Below are 19591 nucleotides of genomic sequence, written 5' to 3'. Positions count from 1 at the left end.
AGGTAGTAACGTATCTACATTCAGCCAGGTAACCGGAGGCGCACCATGACCGTCACCACCATCTCCAGCCGTGAGTTCAACCAAGACACAAGTGGCGCCAAAAAAGCCGCTCGCCAGGGCCCGGTTTTCATCACTGACCGAGGCAAACCCGCCCATGTGCTGCTAAGCATAGAGGACTACCAACAGCTGACCGGCACCCATGCCGACATCGTCGAATTGCTGGTGATGCCGGAAACGGCTGACATCGAGTTCGATACCGAGCGTGCCACGATCACCCATCGCCCTGTGGACCTGTCCTGATGTTTCTACTCGACACCAACGTCATTTCTGAACTACGCAAGCCCCAGGCGGATGCCAACGTCGTCGCGTGGGCCAAAACGGTGATTGCCCCGCGCATGTTCATTTCGGCCATCACCTTGAAGGAGCTGGAGACCGGGGTCCTGCGCATGGAGCGTCGTGACCCCGCCCAAGGGAAGGTGCTACGCACATGGCTCAAGCGCCACGTCATGCCAGCGTTCGATGCGCGGATCCTGCCAGTCGATGCCGCCGTGGCATTGCGCTGTGCCAGCCTGCATGTTCCGGACCAGACCAACGAGAGCGACGCCTTGATCGCCGCCACGGCATTGGTGCATGGCCTTACCGTCGTGACGCGGAACATCGGTGACTTTCAATCCAGTGGCGTTGCCCTGATCAATCCCTGGGACGAATGAGCCCGACACCGTGGAAAACCGTCCATAATTCACAAGTCAATTGATTCAAGTCATTACACCATCGATTGATTTCCCCCAACGCGACCAAAGGTCGCACCCTTGCACGAGTGCTACCGGCGTATCATTGCGCCACTGCAGCACCCTTTTTTGACCGCGGTTGGCACGTACTGACCGAGGCGTTTTTCCACTGCCGTGGGATGTAATGATGAGCAACCAGATTCCAGTACACGACGTCACGCCACCCAACAAGAACGCCAACAACAGCGTCGACCTTTACGCTCCCAGGGAAAAAATCTACACCCGCGCCTTCACCGGCTTGTTCCGCAACCTGCGGATGTTCGGTGGCGCCGGGTTGTTCCTGCTCTATTTCGGCACGGTCTGGCTCAACTGGGGCGGCCATCAAGCCGTCTGGTGGAACCTGCCCGAGCGCAAGTTCTTCATCTTCGGCGCAACCTTCTGGCCCCAGGATTTCATCCTGCTGTCGGGCCTGCTGATCATCTCCGCCTTTGGCCTGTTCTTCATCACGGTCTACGCCGGGCGCGTCTGGTGTGGCTACACCTGCCCGCAGAGCGTGTGGACGTGGATCTTCATGTGGTGCGAAAAAGTCACTGAAGGCGATCGCAACCAACGCATCAAGCTGGACAAGGCGCCAATGAGCGCCAACAAGTTCCTGCGCAAGTTCAGCAAGCACAGCCTGTGGCTGTTGATCGGCTTCGTCACCGGCATGACCTTCGTCGGCTACTTCTCGCCGATTCGCGAGCTGGTGATCGATTTCTTTACCGGCCAGGCCGACGGCTGGTCCTACTTCTGGGTCGGCTTCTTCACCCTCGCCACCTATGGCAACGCCGGCTGGCTGCGCGAACAGGTGTGCATCTATATGTGCCCTTACGCCCGCTTCCAGAGCGTGATGTTCGACAAAGACACCCTGATCGTGTCCTACGACCCCCGCCGGGGCGAAGCCCGTGGCCCACGCAAAAAGGGTGCGGACTACAAGGCCCAAGGCCTGGGCGACTGTATCGACTGCACCATGTGCGTCCAGGTCTGCCCCACTGGCATCGACATCCGCGATGGCCTGCAGATCGAATGCATCGGCTGTGCGGCGTGTATCGATGCGTGCGATGCCATCATGGACAAGATGGACTATCCGCGCGGCCTGATCAGCTACACCACCGAGCACAACCTGTCCGGGCAGAAAACCCATAAACTGCGCCCACGCCTGATCGGCTATGCCCTGGTGTTGCTGGCGATGATCAGTCTGCTGGTGACGGCGTTCTTCATGCGTTCGCTGGTGGGCTTTGACGTCAGCAAGGACCGCGTGCTGTACCGCGAAAACGCCGAAGGGCGGATCGAGAACGTCTACAGCCTCAAGATCATGAACAAGGACCAGCGCGACCATACCTACGTGCTGGACGCCTCCGGCCTGCCGGACCTCAAGCTGCAAGGCAAGCGTGAGATCAAGGTGGCCGCCGGTGAAATCTTCAGCATGCCGGTCGAATTGTCGAGCGCACCGGAGCAGTTGCCGTCGAGCACCAACGAGGTGAAATTCATCCTCAAGGACGCCGAAGACGACAGCATCCACGTTGAAGCCAAGAGCCGATTCATCGGCCCACAAATTCGCTAAGAACCAAGAGAAGTCATCATGCCCGCAGCAACTGCCACCAGCCCCTGGTACAAGCACCTCTGGCCCTGGATCATCATCGGGATCCTGGCCTGTTCGGTAACGCTGACCCTGTCGATGGTGACCATCGCGGTGAACAACCCTGACAACCTGGTCAACGATAACTACTACGAGGCCGGCAAAGGCATCAACCGCTCGCTGGACCGCGAGCTGTTGGCCCAGACCCTGTTGCTGCGTGCCACCGTGCACCTGGACGGCATGACCGGCGAAGTCGACCTGCACCTGGCCGGCAACAGCCAACCGCAGACCCTGGAACTGAACCTGATCTCGCCAACCCAGCCGGAAAAGGACCGCAAGATCATCCTCACCCGCAGCGAGGCTGAACCGGGCCGCTACATCGGCCAGTTGAACGACAAGGTTGAAGGCCGGCGCTTCGTCGAGCTGCTGGGCAGCCAGGACGAGCACGTATGGCGCATGTTCGAGGAAGAACAGGTCGGCCACGACAAGGACCTGCTGCTGGGCGACGAGCCGCTGCAAGGCGCTGAAGACTTGAAACAGTAACGCCGCGCTTCGCGCATCGCGGGCAGGCTCACTCCCACATTCGATACTCAACGGTGGGAGCGAGCCTGCTCGCGATGAGGCCCTTCCGGACGATATAGATCCCATCGCATGACCACCCCAACCCCCTGCTACCATTGCGCCCTGCCCGTCCCGTCTGGCAGTCGGTTTACCGCCGTGATCCTCGGCGAGACTCGCGAGCTCTGCTGCCCGGGTTGCCAGGCCGTGGCCGAGGCGATTGTCGCCGGTGGCCTGGAGCACTACTACAGCCACCGCAGCGAAGCCTCGGCCAACCCCGAGACCCTGCCGGTGCAACTGGTGGATGAGCTGGCGCTTTACGACCGCGCCGATGTGCAACAACCGTTCGTGCGCCACGACGGCGACCTGGCTGAAACCACGCTACTCATGGAAGGCATCAGTTGCGCCGCTTGCGGCTGGCTGATCGAGAAACACCTGCGCGCCCTGCCCGCCGTGGCCGAGGCCCGCCTCAACCTGTCCAATCATCGCCTGTACGTGCGCTGGGCCGATGCACAAATCCCCTTGAGCCAGTTGCTCAGTGAGCTGCGCCACATCGGCTATGCCGCCCACCCCTACCAGGCCGACCGCGCCAGCGAACAACTGGCCAGCGAAAACCGCCTGGCCCTGCGCCAATTGGGTGTGGCGGGCCTGCTGTGGTTCCAGGCGATGATGGCCACCATGGCCACCTGGCCGGAGTTCAACATTGACCTCAGCCCCGAGCTGCACACTATCCTGCGCTGGGTCGCGCTGTTCCTGACCACACCCATCGTGTTCTACAGCTGCGCGCCGTTCTTCAAGGGGGCGATGCGCGACCTGCGCACTCGCCACCTGACCATGGACGTGTCGGTTTCGCTGGCCATTGGCTTGGCCTACCTGGCGGGCATCTGGACCTCGATCACCGGTGTCGGCGAGCTGTATTTCGACGCCGTGGGCATGTTCGCCCTGTTCCTGCTGGCGGGCCGGTACCTGGAACGCCGCGCCCGCGAACGAACGGCCGCTGCCACCGCCCAACTGGTCAACCTGCTGCCGGCGTCGTGCCTGCGCCTGGGTGCGGACGGCCAGAGCGAGCGCATCCTGCTCAGTGAGTTGCGCCTGGGCGACCGCGTGCTGGTCCATCCCGGCGCGATCCTGCCGGCTGACGGCAAGATTCTTGAGGGCCAGTCGAGCGTCGATGAATCGCTGCTCACCGGCGAATACCTGCCCCAGCCGCGCAGCCAGGGCGACGCCGTGACCGCCGGGACCCTGAATGTCGAGGGCGCGCTGACCGTTGAAGTGCTCGCGCTGGGCCAGGACACCCGGCTGTCGGCCATCGTCCGCCTGCTGGACCGCGCCCAGGCCGAGAAACCGCGCCTGGCGCAAATTGCCGACCGCGCCGCGCAATGGTTCCTGCTGTTTTCGCTACTGGCCGCAGCCGCCATCGGCCTGCTCTGGTGGGAGCTGGACCCGTCCAGGGCATTCTGGATTGTCCTGGCGATGCTGGTCGCGACCTGCCCGTGCGCCCTGTCGCTGGCCACCCCGACCGCCCTCACTGCCGCCACGGGCACCTTGCACAAGCTGGGACTGCTGCTGACCCGCGGCCATGTGCTCGAAGGGCTCAATCAGATCGATACGGTGATCTTCGACAAGACCGGTACCCTCACCGAAGGACGCCTGGCGCTGCGCTCGATCCGCCCACTGGGCACGCTCGACAGCGACCAGTGCCTGGGGCTTGCCGCGGCCCTGGAGAACCGTTCCGAACACCCGATTGCCCGCGCCTTCGGCCGTGCGCCGCTGGCCGCCGAAGACGTGCTGAGCACACCCGGCCTGGGCCTGGAAGGCGTGGTCGGCGAACAGCGCCTGCGCATTGGCCAGCCGGGGTTCGTCTGCGAACTCAGCGGCTGTGCCGTGCCGAGCATGCCCGACGAAGCTGGCCAGTGGCTGTTGCTCGGTGACCGCCATGGCGCGCTCGCCTGGTTCGTGCTCGATGACCGCCTGCGCAGCGACGCCCCGGCCCTGCTCGCCGCCTGCAAGGCGCGGGGTTGGCGGACGTTGCTGTTGTCGGGCGACAGCTCGCCGATGGTCGCCAGCGTTGCCGCCGAACTGGGTATCGACGAGGCCCGTGGCGGCCTGCGCCCGGACGACAAACTGCAGGTGCTCAACCAACTGCAGCTGGAAGGGCGCAAGGTGCTGATGCTCGGCGACGGGGTCAACGACGTACCCGTGCTGGCCGCCGCCGACATCAGCGTGGCCATGGGCTCGGCCACCGACCTGGCCAAGACCAACGCCGATGCGGTGCTGCTGTCCAACCGCCTGGACGCCCTGGTACAAGCCTTCAGCCTGGCACGTCGGACCCGCCGGGTAATCATCGAGAACCTGCTGTGGGCCGGGCTGTACAATGGCCTCATGTTGCCGTTCGCCGCCCTCGGCTGGATCACGCCGGTATGGGCTGCGGTGGGCATGTCCATCAGTTCGCTGACCGTGGTCCTCAATGCGTTGCGCCTGACCCGCATGCCCAAGACGTCGCCAACGCCCACCACGCCAGAAACCCGCCCGCTGCCGGCCTGAGCCGCACGGGCATGGAGTAAAAATGCCAGCTCTCTACGTGATGATCCCGGCAGCGCTGCTGATCGTCGCTATCGCCATCTACATCTTTTTCTGGGCCGTGGACAGCGGCCAGTACGACGACCTCGACGGCCCGGCCCACAGCATCCTGTTCGACGACCAGGACCCTAACCACCAGGCCGCCATCCACGAAGCCGACCAGCCGCCGGCCGTCGATCCAGCCAAGCCGACCGACAAGGCCCCACCCCATGCTTGAACTGGCGCCACTGCTGGTATCGGCCTTGATCCTCGGACTGCTGGGCGGCGGGCATTGCCTGGGTATGTGCGGCGGCCTGATGGGCGCGCTGACCCTGGCCATCCCCAAGGAACAGCGCAGCCGGCGCTTTCGCCTGCTACTGGCGTACAACCTCGGGCGAATTCTCAGTTACGCCACCGCCGGCCTGTTGATCGGCCTGGCCGGCTGGGCCGTGGCCAACAGCCCGGCGGCGATGTTCATGCGCGTCCTGGCCGGCTTGCTGCTGATCGCCATGGGCCTGTACCTGGCCGGGTGGTGGAGCGGCCTGACCCGCATCGAAAGCCTGGGACGCGGCCTGTGGCGCCACATACAGCCCGTCGCCAACCGCCTGCTGCCGGTGTCGAGCCTGCCGCGCGCGTTACTGCTGGGTGCGCTGTGGGGCTGGCTGCCGTGCGGCCTGGTCTACAGCACCCTGCTCTGGTCCGCCAGCCAGGGCAATGCGCTCGACAGTGCGCTGCTGATGCTGGCTTTCGGCCTCGGCACCTGGCCGGTATTGCTCGCCACCGGCCTGGCCGCCGAGCGGGTCACCGGGTTGCTGCGCAAGCGTAGCGTGCGCATGACCGGTGGCCTGCTGGTGATCCTGTTCGGACTCTGGACATTGCCGGGGCCGCATCAGCATTGGCTGATGGGTCACTAAGTCGGCGGCGCGCCCTAAGCTGGCGTTGATGCAAATCAACATGCCCACCGTGGCAACCCCCTAGACTCGCCGGTACTGCCAGCCTATCCGGGGGAACGCCCGCATGCTCGACACCATTCGTTGGGACACCGATTTGATCCGCCGCTACGACCTGGCGGGCCCCCGCTATACCTCGTACCCGACCGCGGTGCAATTCAACAGCCACGTGGGCTCATTCGACCTGCTACACGCCCTGCGCGATAGCCGGAAGGCCCAGCGGCCGCTATCGCTGTACGTTCACGTACCGTTCTGCGCGAACATTTGCTACTACTGCGCCTGCAACAAAGTCATCACCAAGGATCGCAGCCGTGCCCTGCCCTACCTGCAGCGGCTGAAGCAGGAGATCCAACTGATCGCCTGCCACCTCGATCCGGGGCAGAAAGTCGAGCAACTGCACTTCGGCGGCGGCACCCCGACCTTCCTCAGCCACGACGAACTGCGCCAGTTGATGGCCCACCTGCGCAAACACTTCAACCTGCTGGACGACGACTCGGGTGACTACGGTATCGAGATCGATCCGCGGGAAGCCGATTGGTCCACCATGGGCCTGCTGCGTGAACTGGGCTTCAACCGCGTAAGCATTGGCCTGCAAGACCTCGACCCCGAAGTACAACGGGCGGTCAATCGCCTGCAAAGCCTGGAACAAACCCGTGCAGTGATTGACGCCGCGCGCACCCTGCAGTTTCGCTCGATCAACATCGACCTGATCTACGGTTTGCCCAAGCAAACTGCCGACAACTTCGCCCGTACCGTGGACGAAGTCATCAGCCTGCAACCCGACCGCCTCTCGGTGTTCAACTACGCCCACCTGCCCGAGCGTTTCATGCCACAGCGGCGGATCAATACCGACGACCTGCCGGCCCCGGCCGAGAAACTGTTGATGTTCCAGCGCACCATCGAGCAACTGACCGCCGCCGGCTATCGCTACATCGGCATGGATCACTTCGCCCTGCCCGATGATGAACTGGCGATCGCCCAGGAAGAGTCGACCCTGCAGCGCAACTTCCAGGGCTACACCACCCACGGCCATTGCGACTTGGTCGGCCTCGGCGTCTCCGCCATCAGTCAAATTGGTGACCTGTACTGCCAGAACAGCAGCGACCTCAACGAGTACCAGAACACCCTGGCCAACGCGCAACTGGCAACCAGCCGTGGCTTGCTGTGCAATCAGGACGACCGCATTCGCCGGGCCGTGATCCAGCAGTTGATCTGTAACTTCCACCTGGAGTTCGCCACCCTCGAACACGCCTTCAACATCGATTTTCGCGGCTATTTCGGCGAACTTTGGCCGCAACTGGACGCGATGGCCGACGACGGCCTGATTGAACTCGACAGCGAACGAATCCGGGTCCTGCCGGCCGGACGCCTGCTCGTTCGCTCGGTGTGCATGGTGTTCGATGCCTACCTGCAACAGCAGAATCGCCAGCGTTTCTCACGGGTGATCTAGACGCCCTATAAATGCAATGGCCCTGCGCTATGTTGCCGCAGACTGGTCTCAAGGCCACCCCGCGGGTTATCCTTACGTCTGATGTGTGTTTTCCCACAAGGACTTAAGAAATGTCTGAGCCAGTAAAACTGCGCGCTCACAACCAGGCTCATTGCAAGGATTGCAGCCTGGCCCCTCTCTGCCTGCCACTTTCGTTGAATTTGGAAGACATGGATGCGCTGGACGAGATCGTAAAACGCGGCCGTCCCCTGAAAAAGGGCGAGTTCCTGTTCCGCCAGGGCGACCAGTTCGACTCCGTCTTTGCAGTACGCTCCGGCGCCCTGAAAACCTTCAGCCTGAGTGACAGCGGCGAAGAGCAGATCACCGGCTTCCACCTGCCAAGCGAGTTGGTCGGCCTGTCCGGCATGGACACCGAAAGCCATCCGGTTTCCGCCCAGGCCCTGGAAACGACCTCGGTCTGCGAGATTCCTTTCGAGCGCCTCGATGAACTGGCCCTGCAACTGCCGCAGTTACGCCGTCAATTGATGCGCGTGATGAGCCGCGAGATTCGCGACGACCAGCAAATGATGTTGCTGCTGTCGAAGAAAACCGCTGACGAACGCATCGCCACGTTCCTGGTCAACCTATCGGCCCGCTTCCGTGCCCGCGGATTCTCGGCCAACCAGTTCCGCCTGAGCATGTCGCGCAACGAAATCGGCAACTACCTGGGCCTGGCCGTGGAAACCGTGTCCCGGGTGTTCACCCGCTTCCAGCAGAACGAATTGATTGCCGCCGAAGGCAAGGAAGTGCACATCCTCGATCCGATCCAGCTGTGCGCGCTGGCCGGCGGTTCGCTGGACAGTTAAGGGTTAACTGGCGGTCGCGCGAACCGGCCCGACCGCCGTTATACTGCTGTGTTTGTAGCCTGCCAGGACACCCCTTCGATGCTCATTGACGCCTTCGACATCAAATCCCTGATCCGCCCCGTCATCGACTTCCCCAAGCCGGGTGTGATCTTTCGCGACATCACGCCGCTGTTCCAATCGCCCAAGGCGTTGCGCCTGGTGATGGACACCTTTGCCCACCGCTACGTCGAAGCCGACTTCAGCCACATCGGCGCCATGGACGCGCGTGGCTTCTTGATCGGCTCGGTACTCGCCTATCAACTGAACAAGCCGCTGGTGTTATTCCGCAAGCAGGGCAAGCTGCCTGCCGACGTCCTCGCCGAGGGCTATCAGACCGAGTACGGCGAGGCCTTCCTCGAGGTCCACGCCGACAGCCTGTGCGAAGGTGATTCGGTACTGATGTTCGATGACCTGATCGCCACGGGCGGCACCCTGATCGCCGCCGCCAACCTGGCACGACGCATGGGCGCGAAGATCTTCGAAGCGGCGGCCATCATCGACCTGCCGGAACTGGGCGGCTCCCAACGCCTTGAAGACATGGGCATCCCGACGTTCTGCCTGACCCGGTTTGCGCTGAGCGAGCAGTAAAACCCAACACCTGCACCGGGGCACCCACCCCGTGGGAGCGAGCCTGCTCGCGAAGGCGTCGGCAGCCTCGAGTCAAAGCCCCATCTGCTTACTGATAATCTCGTTCATCACTTCACGCGTGCCGCCACCAATGGACAGGATCCGATTGTCACGGTACAGCCGCTCCACCAGGCTTTCACGCATGTAGCCCAGACCGCCGAGGATCTGCACCGCGTCGTGGGTGATCCGGTCGGCGGTGTCGGTGGCGAAGTTCTTGGCCATGGAGATTTCCTTGATCACGCTCTTGCCGACCGCCATCTTGGCCGCCTGGCGGTAAGTGAACTCGCGCGAGACCTCCAGCGCCGTGGCCATTTCCGCCAGGCGATGCTTGAGCACCTGGAACTTGCCGATCGGCTTGCCGAACGCCTCGCGCTGTCGCGCCCAGCCCAAGCTTTGCTCCAGCGCCAGTTGCGCTGTCATGTTGGCCATCAGGGCAAGCGCCAGGCGCTCGCTTTGAAAGTTGCCCATGATGCAGGCGAACCCCATGTTTTCGGCACCGATCAGATGACCGATGGGCACCCGGCAGTCATTGAAGAACAACTCGGCAGTGTCTGACGCCCACCAGCCCATTTTCTTCAACTGGCGGCCAACGGTGAACCCTGGTGTGTCCTTTTCGATCAACAGCAGGCTGATACCCGCAAACCCCGGCTCACCGGTGCGCACCGCCACGGTGTAGAAGTCGGCACGTATGCCGCTGGTGATAAAGGTCTTGCTGCCATTGACCCGGTAGAAGTCGCCCTCGCGCACCGCGCGGGTTTGCAGGTTGGCCACATCGGAACCACCGCCGGGTTCAGTGACCGCCAGGGCGCTGATTTTTTCGCCGCTCAGCACCTGGGGCACGACCCGATCACGCACCTCGGGGCGAGCCCACTTGACGATGGGTGGCAGGCCGATATCCAGCGACCCGAGCCCCGCCACCAACCCACCAGAGCCGCAACGCATCAGTTCTTCACTGGCGGCGATCTTGGCGAACAGATCGCCTTCGTGACTGCCACCGAGCGCCTCGGGATAGCCGATGCCGAGGATGCCTGCGGCACCGGCCTTGAGGTAGAGCTCACGGGGAAAACCCTCGGCCTCCTCCCATTGATCAATGTCAGGCAGGATCTCACGCTCGACGAAACGCCTTACGCTGTCGCGGACCAATTCATGGCTGGGATCGAAGTATTCCTGGAAGGCAGGCATCGGCGAACTCCACTGAAGGGTTCGCCGACGTTAACCGAGCGCTTGCTTGGCTTACAACCGGTTTGTTTGAGGCGGGCAAACCGAGGCGCCGTTTCTTTGGAGCGAGGCTTGCCCTAATGCCAGTCAGTTAAGCGAAACCCACGTGGGAGCGAGCCTGCTCGCGATAGCAGTAGGTCAGTCAACGGAGATGTTGGCTGTGTTGCCGTCTTCGCGAGCAGGCTCGCTCCCACAGGTTTGGCGCCTTAACTGACTGGCATTAAGGCTTGCCCGCGAACCCGCTGCCCCGCCGGGCTTACAGGACGATCGGCTTACGCCCGGCAAACGAGTGCGCCAGCGTACCGCCATCCACCAACTCCAACTCACCACCCAACGGCACGCCGTGGGCAATGCGCGAGGCGATCAGGCCCTTGTTGCTGAGTAACTGCGCGATGTAGTGCGCGGTGGCCTCACCCTCTACGGTGGGGTTGGTGGCCAGAATAACCTCGGTGAAGCTGCCTGCCGCGTCGATCCGCGCCAGCAGTTGCGGGATGCCGATGGCTTCCGGCCCCAAGCCGTCGAGCGGCGACAAGTGGCCCTTGAGGACGAAGTAGCGACCGCGAAACCCGGTCTGCTCCACGGCATAGACATCCATCGGGCCTTCCACCACACACAGCAGGGTGTCATCGCGACGGGTGTCGGAACATTGCGGGCACAGGTCGTCTTCAGTCAGCGTGCGACACAGCCGGCAGTGGCCAACACCTTCCATGGCCTGGCTCAGCGCCAAGGCCAGCCGCGAACCACCGCTACGGTCGCGCTCAAGCAGTTGCAGCGCCATGCGCTGGGCAGTTTTCTGGCCGACACCGGGCAACGTACGCAGGGCGTCGATCAGTTGGCGAATCAAAGGGCTGAAGCTCATGGCAGAAAAATCCGACAACTCAACGAGACGCGGTTTATACCCGCGCCCGAAGGCCGACGTCAAATGCTCATCCGCCCAATCGCCACAAACAAAAATGCCAGGCGAAGGGCCTGGCATTCTTGTCGTCCACCTGACACGCCAATGCGTATCAGAATGGTAGCTTCATGCCCGGTGGCAGTTGCATGCCAGCGGTCACGCCGGACATCTTGTCCTGGCTGTTGGCTTCGATCTTGCGCACGGCGTCGTTGACGGCGGCCGCGACGACGGCTTCGAGCATTTCCTTGTCGTCTTCGCTCAAGCCTTCTACCAGGCTCGGGTCGATGGTCACGCTCTTGACGTCGTGACGACCGGTCATCACCACGGTGACCATATCGCCACCGGCTTTACCGGTGACTTCGGCGTTGGCCAGTTCTTCCTGCATCTTGGCCATTTTTTCCTGCATCTGCTGCGCCTGCTTCATCAGGCCGGCCATGCCACCTTTCATCATGGGAATCACCTCAAATCTACTTGGATAAGAACAGCGCCCGGCTCATCGAGCCGAACGCCCTCAGTTATTAGCCCTGGCTGACCAGGGCCTCGACGGGTTCAATAGTATCGCTGCGGATCACCGCGCCAAAGTGCTGGATCATGTGCTGGATCAAAGGATCACCGTGGATCGAATCCTCGGCGTCGCGCTGGCGGTTGGCACGTCGGCGCGACGCCGCCTGGGCCGGGGTTTCCTGCTCGGGCTTGATCAGCTCGATGCGTACCGTCAGGGTGCGCTCATGGTACTGGTTCAGCGCATCGTTGAGTCGACGTTGCTGGGTGGCGTTGAACAGCGCGCTGTGGGCCGGGTCCAGGTGCAACAGCCAACTGTCGCCCTCGACGGCGATCAGGGTGCAGTTGGCCGCAATGCTGCCGGTCATGCCGGAAATCTGCAGCTTGGGGAACAGCTCCAGCCACTGCAGCGCCAGCCCGGTGGCCGGCATTGCCGCGGGTTCCGGCTCGGGTTCAGGCGCAGGTTCTGCCGCGTGCTCGCTGGCCAGCTCATCGAGGTAGCTGTAGGCCGAATCCATGTCCGGCTCGATGTAGTCCTCATCCAGCGGCGGCTCGTCGTCCTGGTCCATCTCCGGCGCAGCGGCCGCGACGTGAGCCACGGTCGGCTCGGGAATCGGCGCAGCGGCCCATTCCGGCGCATCCGGCACCACGCTGTCCGGAACAGGCCCAGGCAGAGGGGTCAGGTCAGGCTGCTCGGCGACGGTTTCCAGCACCGGCTCGATGGCTGGCTGCGGCTCGATGACAGGCTCTACGGGGTCGTTCCAGGGCAGGTCGACGACAGCCTCGGCAACCACCACCGGCTCCGGCACGGCCTCGACCACTGGTTCCGGCACGGGCGCAACAGGCTCAGGCGCGGGCACCTCGGCCACCGGGGCCGCAGCGACCGCAACCGGGGCCGCTACCGGCGCTACACGTTGCGCGCCAGCCACTGAGTGTGCGGAATCAACTGTGGCCTGGCTGATCCCCACTGGCTTTAGCGGTTGCCTCGGTGCATCCGCGGTGTCGGCCGGGCGGAACGCGAGCATTCGCAACAGCACCATCTCGAAACCACCGCGCGGGTCGGGCGCCAGCGGCAGATCGCGACGACCAATCAAGCCCATCTGGTAATAGAACTGCACATCTTCGGCTGGCAACGCCTGGGCCAGGGCCAACACCCGATCACGATCGCCATGGCCGTTGTCGACACCTTCCGGCAGCGCCTGGGCGATCGCCACACGGTGCAGCACGTTGAGGATCTCCGAGAGCACGCCATTCCAGTCCGGACCCTGCTCGGCCAAGTGACGCACCGCTTCGAGCAACGCCTTGGCATCGCCTTCGATCAACGCATGCAGGACATCAAAGACCTGGCCGTGATCCAGCGTGCCGAGCATGGCCCGCACATCGGTTGCCATCACCTTGCCTTCGCCGAAGGCAATGGCCTGGTCGGTCAGGCTCATGGCATCGCGCATCGAACCGTCCGCGGCGCGACCCAGCAGCCACAGGGCATCGTCTTCGAACGGGACGTTCTCGACACCCAGCACGTGGGTCAAATGCTCGACCACCCGCTCCGGGGTCATGTTCTTCAGCGAGAACTGCAGGCACCGCGACAAAATCGTTGCAGGAAGTTTCTGCGGGTCCGTGGTCGCCAGGATGAACTTGACGTAGGGCGGCGGCTCTTCAAGGGTTTTGAGCAACGCATTGAACGAGTGGCTGGAGAGCATGTGCACTTCGTCGATCAGGTAGACCTTGAAGCGCCCGCGGCTCGGGGCGTACTGCACGTTATCGAGCAACTCGCGGGTATCTTCGACCTTGGTCCGGCTCGCGGCGTCGATCTCGATCAGGTCGACAAAGCGCCCCTCATCGATCTCGCGGCACACCGAACACTCGCCACACGGCGTCGACGTAATACCGGTTTCACAGTTCAGGCATTTGGCAATGATCCGCGCGATGGTGGTCTTGCCGACGCCGCGGGTGCCGGTGAACAAATAGGCATGGTGCAGCCGCTGGCTGTCCAAGGCATTGATCAGAGCCTTGAGCACATGGGTCTGGCCGACCATTTCGCGGAACGAGCGCGGACGCCATTTACGTGCAAGAACCTGATAACTCATCGAAAACCGTCGCCACTGGAAAGCAGAAGCGGCTAATGCTAGCGGAGCAGGGGCAAAATTGCATCCGGTGTGCTCGGCTAATGTGGCTAAGCTGGTGATCTGGGCCATTTAATCGGTGCCCGGCAGCCGCTGGAGAGTCTATGCGTTCAGCCTTGGGGGCTTTAGTGTTGATCGGCACCAGCGCCTTGGCCGCGCCCGCACCTCTACGGTTTGCGATTACCGACAGCTGGGCCATGCCCATGGTACAGATCGAGCAAGGTCGACCGACCCAGGGCATTTTGTACGATGTGATGCTCAGCCTGGCCACCCAGGTCGACATGCCTGCCGAGTTCCACGTACTGGCCCGTGCTCGGGTGCAGAGCAGCATGGAGCACGCGGAGATCGATGTTCGCTGCTATGCCGCCCAAGCCTGGCTGCCGAACCAGTCCGGCGACTACATCTGGAGCATTCCGCTGTGGTTCCAGCGTGACCTGCTCGTCACCACCCAGGGCCGCCCCGCCTCGACGGACCTCGCCCGTATCGAGGCGCAGTCCATCGGCACGGTGCTCGGCTACAGCTACCCGACCCTGCAACCCCGGTTCGACAGCCTCCAGTTCAGGCGCGACGACGCTCGCAATCAGGACCAGGTACTGCAAAAACTCCTGGCCGGGCGCAACCACTACGGCATCAGCAACCAATGGACCCTGGACTGGTTCAATCAGCGGCTGGAACCCCAACGGAAACTGCGCACGGTCGCGGTGCTGCAGGAACAGCATGTTGGCTGCTATGTCCGCAACGACCCGAAACTGCCCGTACAACGGATTTTGCGCACGCTGCTGCGAATGAAAATGTCCGGGGAAATCGACGACATCATCCGCCTCTACACCGCCAGCGACGAGACTGCCGGGCCCTGAGCGTCAGCCACTCCAACCCCGCCCCGTTGACCATCCAAGGGGCCCATGCAAGCATACACGCCATCACCAAGCCACCATTCACCCGCGCCGCGGAACGGATACCACGCATGAGAATGACCACCCTCGCCAGCACCCTGGCAACCATCACTTTGTTCGCCAGCCTGCAAACGGCTCAAGCCGCATCGGAGCTCATTGGCAAGCGCGTCCAGAACACCTATGACACCACGCTCTATCTGGACCCGGAAAAAGCCCTGGCCTACGCGATGAAGGATTGGAAGTTCCTGCGCTACAACTACAACGATAACAAGCCGAAAATCAGCTATGCGATGGACACTGCTGCGACGACCCCCAAGTCAACGCCCGAGGAGCCGGTGATGATGCAATGGGATGTCATTAGCCAAAAAGAACTGGCAAAGATGAACTTGAGCGAGGAGGAGCAATGCTATCAAGTCTTCACCAAAGCCCTGGGGGACTTGCTTTACTACGCCGTCCACACCAATAACCTGGAGAGAAGACAGTATTTCCACATGGACAACGTGATCACCGCAGACAGCAAAAAAGTTCCCGGCCCGCCCGGCGTGATCCTCTGCGCAATCCCTGACCATGGCTCGATCTCTATGTACCTACAGGGCCAGCTCAAAGCCAAGTAACGCCCGGCAAACCAGTCGGGCGCAACCGCTCGACTGGACAGGCACACGCGCTGTCGCACGACAGACCACACAGGTCGGCAGTCGCAAGGAGGCATACGGATTTTTTGAGAGAGGGATTCGAACAGGAGGAAAGCGCGGGTCTAGCGAACGCCGGCGACTTGCACGTCACAAGCCTGGCGTTATGGAGGCAACCCCACCAGCCACACCCCGGCACACAATGTTCCCGCTGTGGCTGCTTCCTTCCGGATCTGACCAGGTTTACGGGTAATCGTTGCGGGGGGACCGATGGGGTCACCATAACGACGCTCACCTGACGGCGAGCCGCGCCATTGTACCTATCTCAGACGAAGTTACAACCGTTGGCGCGGATTAAAAACATGAGGGGACTCAAGCACTTGCTATTGCACGCCGGGCCGCTCGAAGAAACGGCATGTGGCGATCTATCCCTGGAGCGAGCCAGGGATAGATCATGATCCGCCAACTACACGGCGATGCCGTGCCCCTGTAGAAACGCGACAAAGGCCTCTTCGTCCAACACCTTCAAGCCCAGCTCATTGGCCTTGGCCAATTTGGAACCGGCACCGGGACCTGCGACGACGCAATAGGTCTTGGCCGACACAGAGCCCGCCACCTTGGCGCCGAGGCTTTCGAGCTTGTCCTTGGCGATGTCGCGGCTCATCAGCTCCAACGACCCCGTCAGCACCCAGGTTTGCCCAGCCAACGGTAACCCTTGGACGATTTTCTTCTCGCTCTGCCAGTGCATACCGAACGCGCACAACTGCTGCTCGGCTTCCAGCGCTTGCTGGCGATTGCCTTCAATGGCGAAGAACTCACGCACCGCGTTGGCCTGCTTCTCGGGCAGAGCCTGGCGCATGTCCAGCCAATCGGCAGCGATCACCGCCTGCAGCGAACCGAACTTGTCCGCCAGCTTTTGCGCGCCACCCGGGCCGACCGAGGGAATATGCAGCTTGTCGAGCAAGCCACCGAGGGTCGTGCTGGCGGCAAACTCGGCACCCAGCTCACCTTGATCCTGAATCTCCAGGCCATGGCCCAGCAGTTGCTCGATCACCTGCTGGTTGTGAGCATCGGTAAAGAAACTGTGGATCTCGTAGGCCACTTCCAGGCCCACATCCGGCAAGTACGTCAACACTTGCGGCAGCGCCTGCTGAACACGCTCCAGCGAGCCCAGGGAGCGCGCCAACACCTTGGCCGTTTCTTCGCCGACATCGGGAATCCCGAGGGCGTAGATAAAACGCGCCAGCCCGGGCTTTTTACTGTCGGCGATGGCCGCCAGCAGGTTGTTGCTCGACAGCTGCGCGAAGCCTTCCAGGTCGACGATCTGCTCGAACGTCAACGCATACAGATCCGCGGGCGAGCTGACCAGCCCCTCATCGACCAACTGCTCGACGCTCTTCTCGCCCAGCCCTTCAATGTCCATGGCCCGGCGCGAGACAAAATGAATGATCGCCTGCTTGAGCTGTGCACCACAGGCCAGGCGCCCGACACAGCGGTACACCGCGCCTTCGGTGAGGGTCTCGCGGCCCTTGCTGCGTTTGACCAGTTGCGTGCGTTCGACATGGGAGCCGCACACCGGGCAGGACTGCGGGATCTGTACCGGGCGGGCATCGCCTGGACGACGCTCGATGACCACCTGCACCACTTGCGGGATCACATCACCGGCACGACGGATGATCACCGTGTCGCCAATCATCACGCCCAGGCGCGTCACCTCATCCATGTTGTGCAGCGTCGCATTGGAGACGGTCACGCCGGCCACCTTCACCGGTTTGAGTCGCGCGACCGGCGTCACTGCCCCGGTGCGGCCAACCTGGAACTCGACATCGAGCAGCTCGGTGAGCTCCTCCATCGCCGGGAATTTATGGGCAATCGCCCAGCGCGGCTCACGGGCACGGAAGCCCAACTCGCGCTGCGCGGCGATGCTGTTGACCTTGAACACCACGCCGTCGATTTCATAGGGCAGCGCGTTTCGACGCTCGCCGATGTCGCGGTAGTAGTCCAGGCACTCATCGATGCCCTTGGCCAGCTTCAGCTCGCGACTGACGGGCATGCCCCACGCCTTGAGCTGCTGCAAGTTGCCGATGTGGGTATCGCTGATATCTGTCGAGACCTGGCCGAGGCCGTAGCAGCAGAACTCCAACGGGCGGCTGGCAGTGATCTTCGAATCAAGCTGGCGCAAGCTGCCCGCCGCCGCATTGCGCGGGTTGGCGAAGGTCTTTCCGCCCACCTCCAACTGGGTGGCATTCAGGCGCTCGAAACCGGCCTTGGACATATAGACTTCGCCGCGCACTTCGAGGGTCGCCGGCCAGCCGCTGCCCTGCAGCTTGAGCGGAATGTTGCGCACGGTGCGCACGTTGACACTGATGTCCTCGCCCGTGGTGCCGTCGCCTCGGGTAGCGCCACGCACCAGCTCGCCGTCCTGGTACAGCAGGCTGACCGCCAGGCCATCGAGCTTGGGCTCGCAACTGTATTCAACCTCGGCGCCGGCGCCGAACAAGTCGCCGACGGGCAAGTCCAGCCCTTCCGTCACCCGGCGATCGAACTCGCGCATGTCGGTTTCTTCGAAGGCGTTGCCCAGACTGAGCATCGGCACTTCGTGGCGCACCTGGCTAAAGGCCGAGAGCGCCGCGCTGCCAACGCGCTGGGTCGGCGAATCGCGGGTGATCAGCTCGGGGTTGGCCGCTTCCAACGCCTTGAGCTCATGGAACAACCGGTCGTACTCGGCGTCCGGGATGCTCGGCTCATCGAGTACGTGGTAACGGTAGTTATGCTGATCCAACTCAGCACGTAGCGCTAGAATGCGGTTTTCGGCGGCGGTCATGGGTGTTCTCTCATAAAGCAAAAGAGCAGCCGAGGCTGCTCAATCTGTTGATGCTGTACAAATCATTGTAGAAGCCTGGCGGCAGAAGCAGGCGTTAGCGAGATCGCCTTCGCCGGCGCCTGGCGCCTACAAATCAACGCTTCTGGGTCAGGGCGCGACGTTCGAACTCGACGATGCGCTGACGGTAGTGCTCGATGGTCTGCGCGGTCAGTACGCTGCGCTGGTCATCCTTGAGCTCGCCATTGAGTTCCTGGGACAGCTTGCGAGCGGCGGCGACCATCACGTCGAATGCCTGCTTGGGATGACGCGGACCCGGCAAGCCGAGGAAGAAGCTCACGGCCGGGGTGCTGAAGTGATCGATGTCGTCCAGGTCGAAGATCCCGGGCTTGACCGCGTTGGCCATGGAGAACAGGACCTCGCCGTTACCCGCCATGCTTTCGTGGCGATGGAAGATGTCCATCTCGCCGAAGCGCAGGCCACTTTCCAGAATGTTCTGCAACAGGGCCGGCCCCTTGAAACCACCGGTATCACGGCAGATCACGCTGATCACCAGGACTTCTTCGGCTCGTGGCTGCTCTTTTTCGGCAGCGGCGCTCGACGGTTTGCTGTCGTCCGGGAAATCATCGTCACGGCTGCTGAAGCTCGGGCCGCCGTCCAGGTCGAGATTGAGGTTCAAGTCACCCTGGGCCGGTTCACCGTGGCCACGCTTGCCACGCTTGGAACTCGACTCACGCGGCTCCCGCGCCGGCATGCTCACCGATGGCAAATCGTGCTCGTCCAGTTGCGGCTCTTTGTGGGTATCCAGCACGCGCGGCGGGCCCAACAGTTCAGCACTGCTGTCCTCGTCCGGCAGGTTGGACAGGCTGCGGTCCAGGCGAAACTTGAGTTTGCCCTTGCCGCCACGCATGCGCCGCCAGCCATCAAAAAGAATACCGGCAATGACAATAATGCCGATGACGATCAGCCACTCGCGCAGACCGATTTCCATGTAATCCCGTGCCTCTATAAAAAATGCTGAAAAATAAGGGGTTTACAACGTGCAAACCGCTTTAAAACGTGGCGCCAACTCTATGTTCTGACAGGCGTTTTGCCCACGTATACGAAAAATTGACATTAAACTAGCACGACCAAAGG

18 protein-coding genes and 1 other RNA gene are annotated in these 19591 nt (G+C 62.4%); 12 read left to right on the top strand and 7 right to left on the bottom strand.

Annotation, left to right across the window (positions count from 1 at the left end):
* Positions 1-45 precede the first annotated feature (45 nt).
* The 10 genes from BMW74_RS13330 (at position 46) to BMW74_RS13285 (ending at position 9335) form a co-directional block, all read left to right on the top strand.
* Positions 46-300 (top strand): type II toxin-antitoxin system Phd/YefM family antitoxin, encoded by a 255-nt coding sequence (locus tag BMW74_RS13330; protein ID WP_093420726.1) that lies wholly within the window; start codon positions 46-48, stop codon positions 298-300.
* Positions 300-710 carry a type II toxin-antitoxin system VapC family toxin gene (locus BMW74_RS13325; protein WP_093420722.1) on the top strand — a complete coding sequence of 137 codons (411 nt, stop codon included), beginning with the start codon at positions 300-302 and terminating at the stop codon, positions 708-710. The genes BMW74_RS13330 and BMW74_RS13325 overlap by 1 nt, the downstream gene beginning before the upstream one ends.
* 205 nt (positions 711-915) lie before the next feature.
* A complete protein-coding gene (gene ccoG / locus BMW74_RS13320; protein ID WP_093420719.1) occupies positions 916-2331 on the top strand; it encodes a cytochrome c oxidase accessory protein CcoG in 1416 nt (471 codons plus the stop codon).
* Between the two features lie 18 nt (positions 2332-2349).
* Entirely contained in the window at positions 2350-2889 is a 540-nt protein-coding gene (locus BMW74_RS13315; protein ID WP_093420715.1) for a FixH family protein, read from the top strand.
* A 108-nt stretch (positions 2890-2997) separates the two neighbouring features.
* The gene (locus tag BMW74_RS13310) at positions 2998-5448 is read left to right on the top strand and encodes a heavy metal translocating P-type ATPase (protein WP_093420710.1); all 2451 of its coding nucleotides are present in this window, start codon (positions 2998-3000) and stop codon (positions 5446-5448) included.
* A 22-nt stretch (positions 5449-5470) separates the two neighbouring features.
* Positions 5471-5701: a cbb3-type cytochrome oxidase assembly protein CcoS gene (ccoS, locus tag BMW74_RS13305; RefSeq protein ID WP_093420705.1), complete on the top strand. Its 231-nt coding sequence runs from the start codon at positions 5471-5473 to the stop codon at positions 5699-5701.
* Entirely contained in the window at positions 5694-6377 is a 684-nt protein-coding gene (locus tag BMW74_RS13300) for a sulfite exporter TauE/SafE family protein (protein ID WP_093420700.1), read from the top strand. Before ccoS ends, BMW74_RS13300 begins: the two co-directional genes overlap by 8 nt.
* A gap of 103 nt (positions 6378-6480) precedes the next feature.
* Positions 6481-7863, top strand: a complete 1383-nt coding sequence (gene hemN, locus BMW74_RS13295) for an oxygen-independent coproporphyrinogen III oxidase (protein ID WP_093420696.1) — start codon at positions 6481-6483, stop codon at positions 7861-7863.
* A gap of 110 nt (positions 7864-7973) precedes the next feature.
* Positions 7974-8708: a fumarate/nitrate reduction transcriptional regulator Fnr gene (gene fnr, locus BMW74_RS13290; RefSeq protein ID WP_093420692.1), complete on the top strand. Its 735-nt coding sequence runs from the start codon at positions 7974-7976 to the stop codon at positions 8706-8708.
* Between the two features lie 78 nt (positions 8709-8786).
* Entirely contained in the window at positions 8787-9335 is a 549-nt protein-coding gene (locus BMW74_RS13285; RefSeq protein WP_093420687.1) for an adenine phosphoribosyltransferase, read from the top strand.
* Between the two features lie 72 nt (positions 9336-9407).
* On the opposite strand, the gene BMW74_RS13280 is transcribed toward BMW74_RS13285, so the two are convergent.
* The 4 genes from BMW74_RS13280 to dnaX form a co-directional block, all read right to left on the bottom strand.
* A complete protein-coding gene (locus BMW74_RS13280; RefSeq protein WP_093420682.1) occupies positions 9408-10556 on the bottom strand; it encodes an acyl-CoA dehydrogenase family protein in 1149 nt (382 codons plus the stop codon).
* 292 nt (positions 10557-10848) lie between these two features.
* Positions 10849-11451 carry a recombination mediator RecR gene (recR, locus tag BMW74_RS13275; RefSeq protein ID WP_093420677.1) on the bottom strand — a complete coding sequence of 201 codons (603 nt, stop codon included), beginning with the start codon at positions 11449-11451 and terminating at the stop codon, positions 10849-10851.
* 148 nt (positions 11452-11599) lie between these two features.
* Positions 11600-11938, bottom strand: a complete 339-nt coding sequence (locus tag BMW74_RS13270) for a YbaB/EbfC family nucleoid-associated protein (RefSeq protein WP_093420672.1) — start codon at positions 11936-11938, stop codon at positions 11600-11602.
* Between the two features lie 67 nt (positions 11939-12005).
* Positions 12006-14075, bottom strand: a complete 2070-nt coding sequence (dnaX, locus tag BMW74_RS13265; RefSeq protein WP_093420667.1) for a DNA polymerase III subunit gamma/tau — start codon at positions 14073-14075, stop codon at positions 12006-12008.
* 140 nt (positions 14076-14215) lie between these two features.
* Between dnaX and BMW74_RS13260 the strand changes: the two genes are divergently transcribed.
* On the top strand, positions 14216-14968 hold the full coding sequence (locus BMW74_RS13260) for a substrate-binding periplasmic protein (protein ID WP_093420663.1): 753 nt from the start codon (positions 14216-14218) through the stop codon (positions 14966-14968).
* Between the two features lie 113 nt (positions 14969-15081).
* Positions 15082-15618 carry a hypothetical protein gene (locus tag BMW74_RS13255; RefSeq protein WP_139208408.1) on the top strand — a complete coding sequence of 179 codons (537 nt, stop codon included), beginning with the start codon at positions 15082-15084 and terminating at the stop codon, positions 15616-15618.
* Between the two features lie 191 nt (positions 15619-15809).
* Here the strand turns inward: BMW74_RS13255 and ffs are convergent.
* The 3 genes from ffs to zipA all read right to left on the bottom strand — a co-directional run bounded on the left by ffs (position 15810) and on the right by zipA (position 19445).
* An RNA gene (gene ffs / locus BMW74_RS13250) (signal recognition particle sRNA small type) lies at positions 15810-15906 on the bottom strand.
* A 193-nt stretch (positions 15907-16099) separates the two neighbouring features.
* Positions 16100-18457 carry an NAD-dependent DNA ligase LigA gene (gene ligA, locus BMW74_RS13245; RefSeq protein WP_093420653.1) on the bottom strand — a complete coding sequence of 786 codons (2358 nt, stop codon included), beginning with the start codon at positions 18455-18457 and terminating at the stop codon, positions 16100-16102.
* A gap of 133 nt (positions 18458-18590) precedes the next feature.
* Positions 18591-19445: a cell division protein ZipA gene (gene zipA, locus BMW74_RS13240; protein WP_093420649.1), complete on the bottom strand. Its 855-nt coding sequence runs from the start codon at positions 19443-19445 to the stop codon at positions 18591-18593.
* Positions 19446-19591: the final 146 nt, after the last annotated feature.

Origin of the sequence: Pseudomonas sp. ok272, from assembly GCF_900109995.1 — a bacterium.
Classification (GTDB): Bacteria; Pseudomonadota; Gammaproteobacteria; order Pseudomonadales; family Pseudomonadaceae; genus Aquipseudomonas.
Note: the sequence above shows the minus strand (reverse complement) of the source record. Positions and strands in the feature narration are given on the sequence as shown.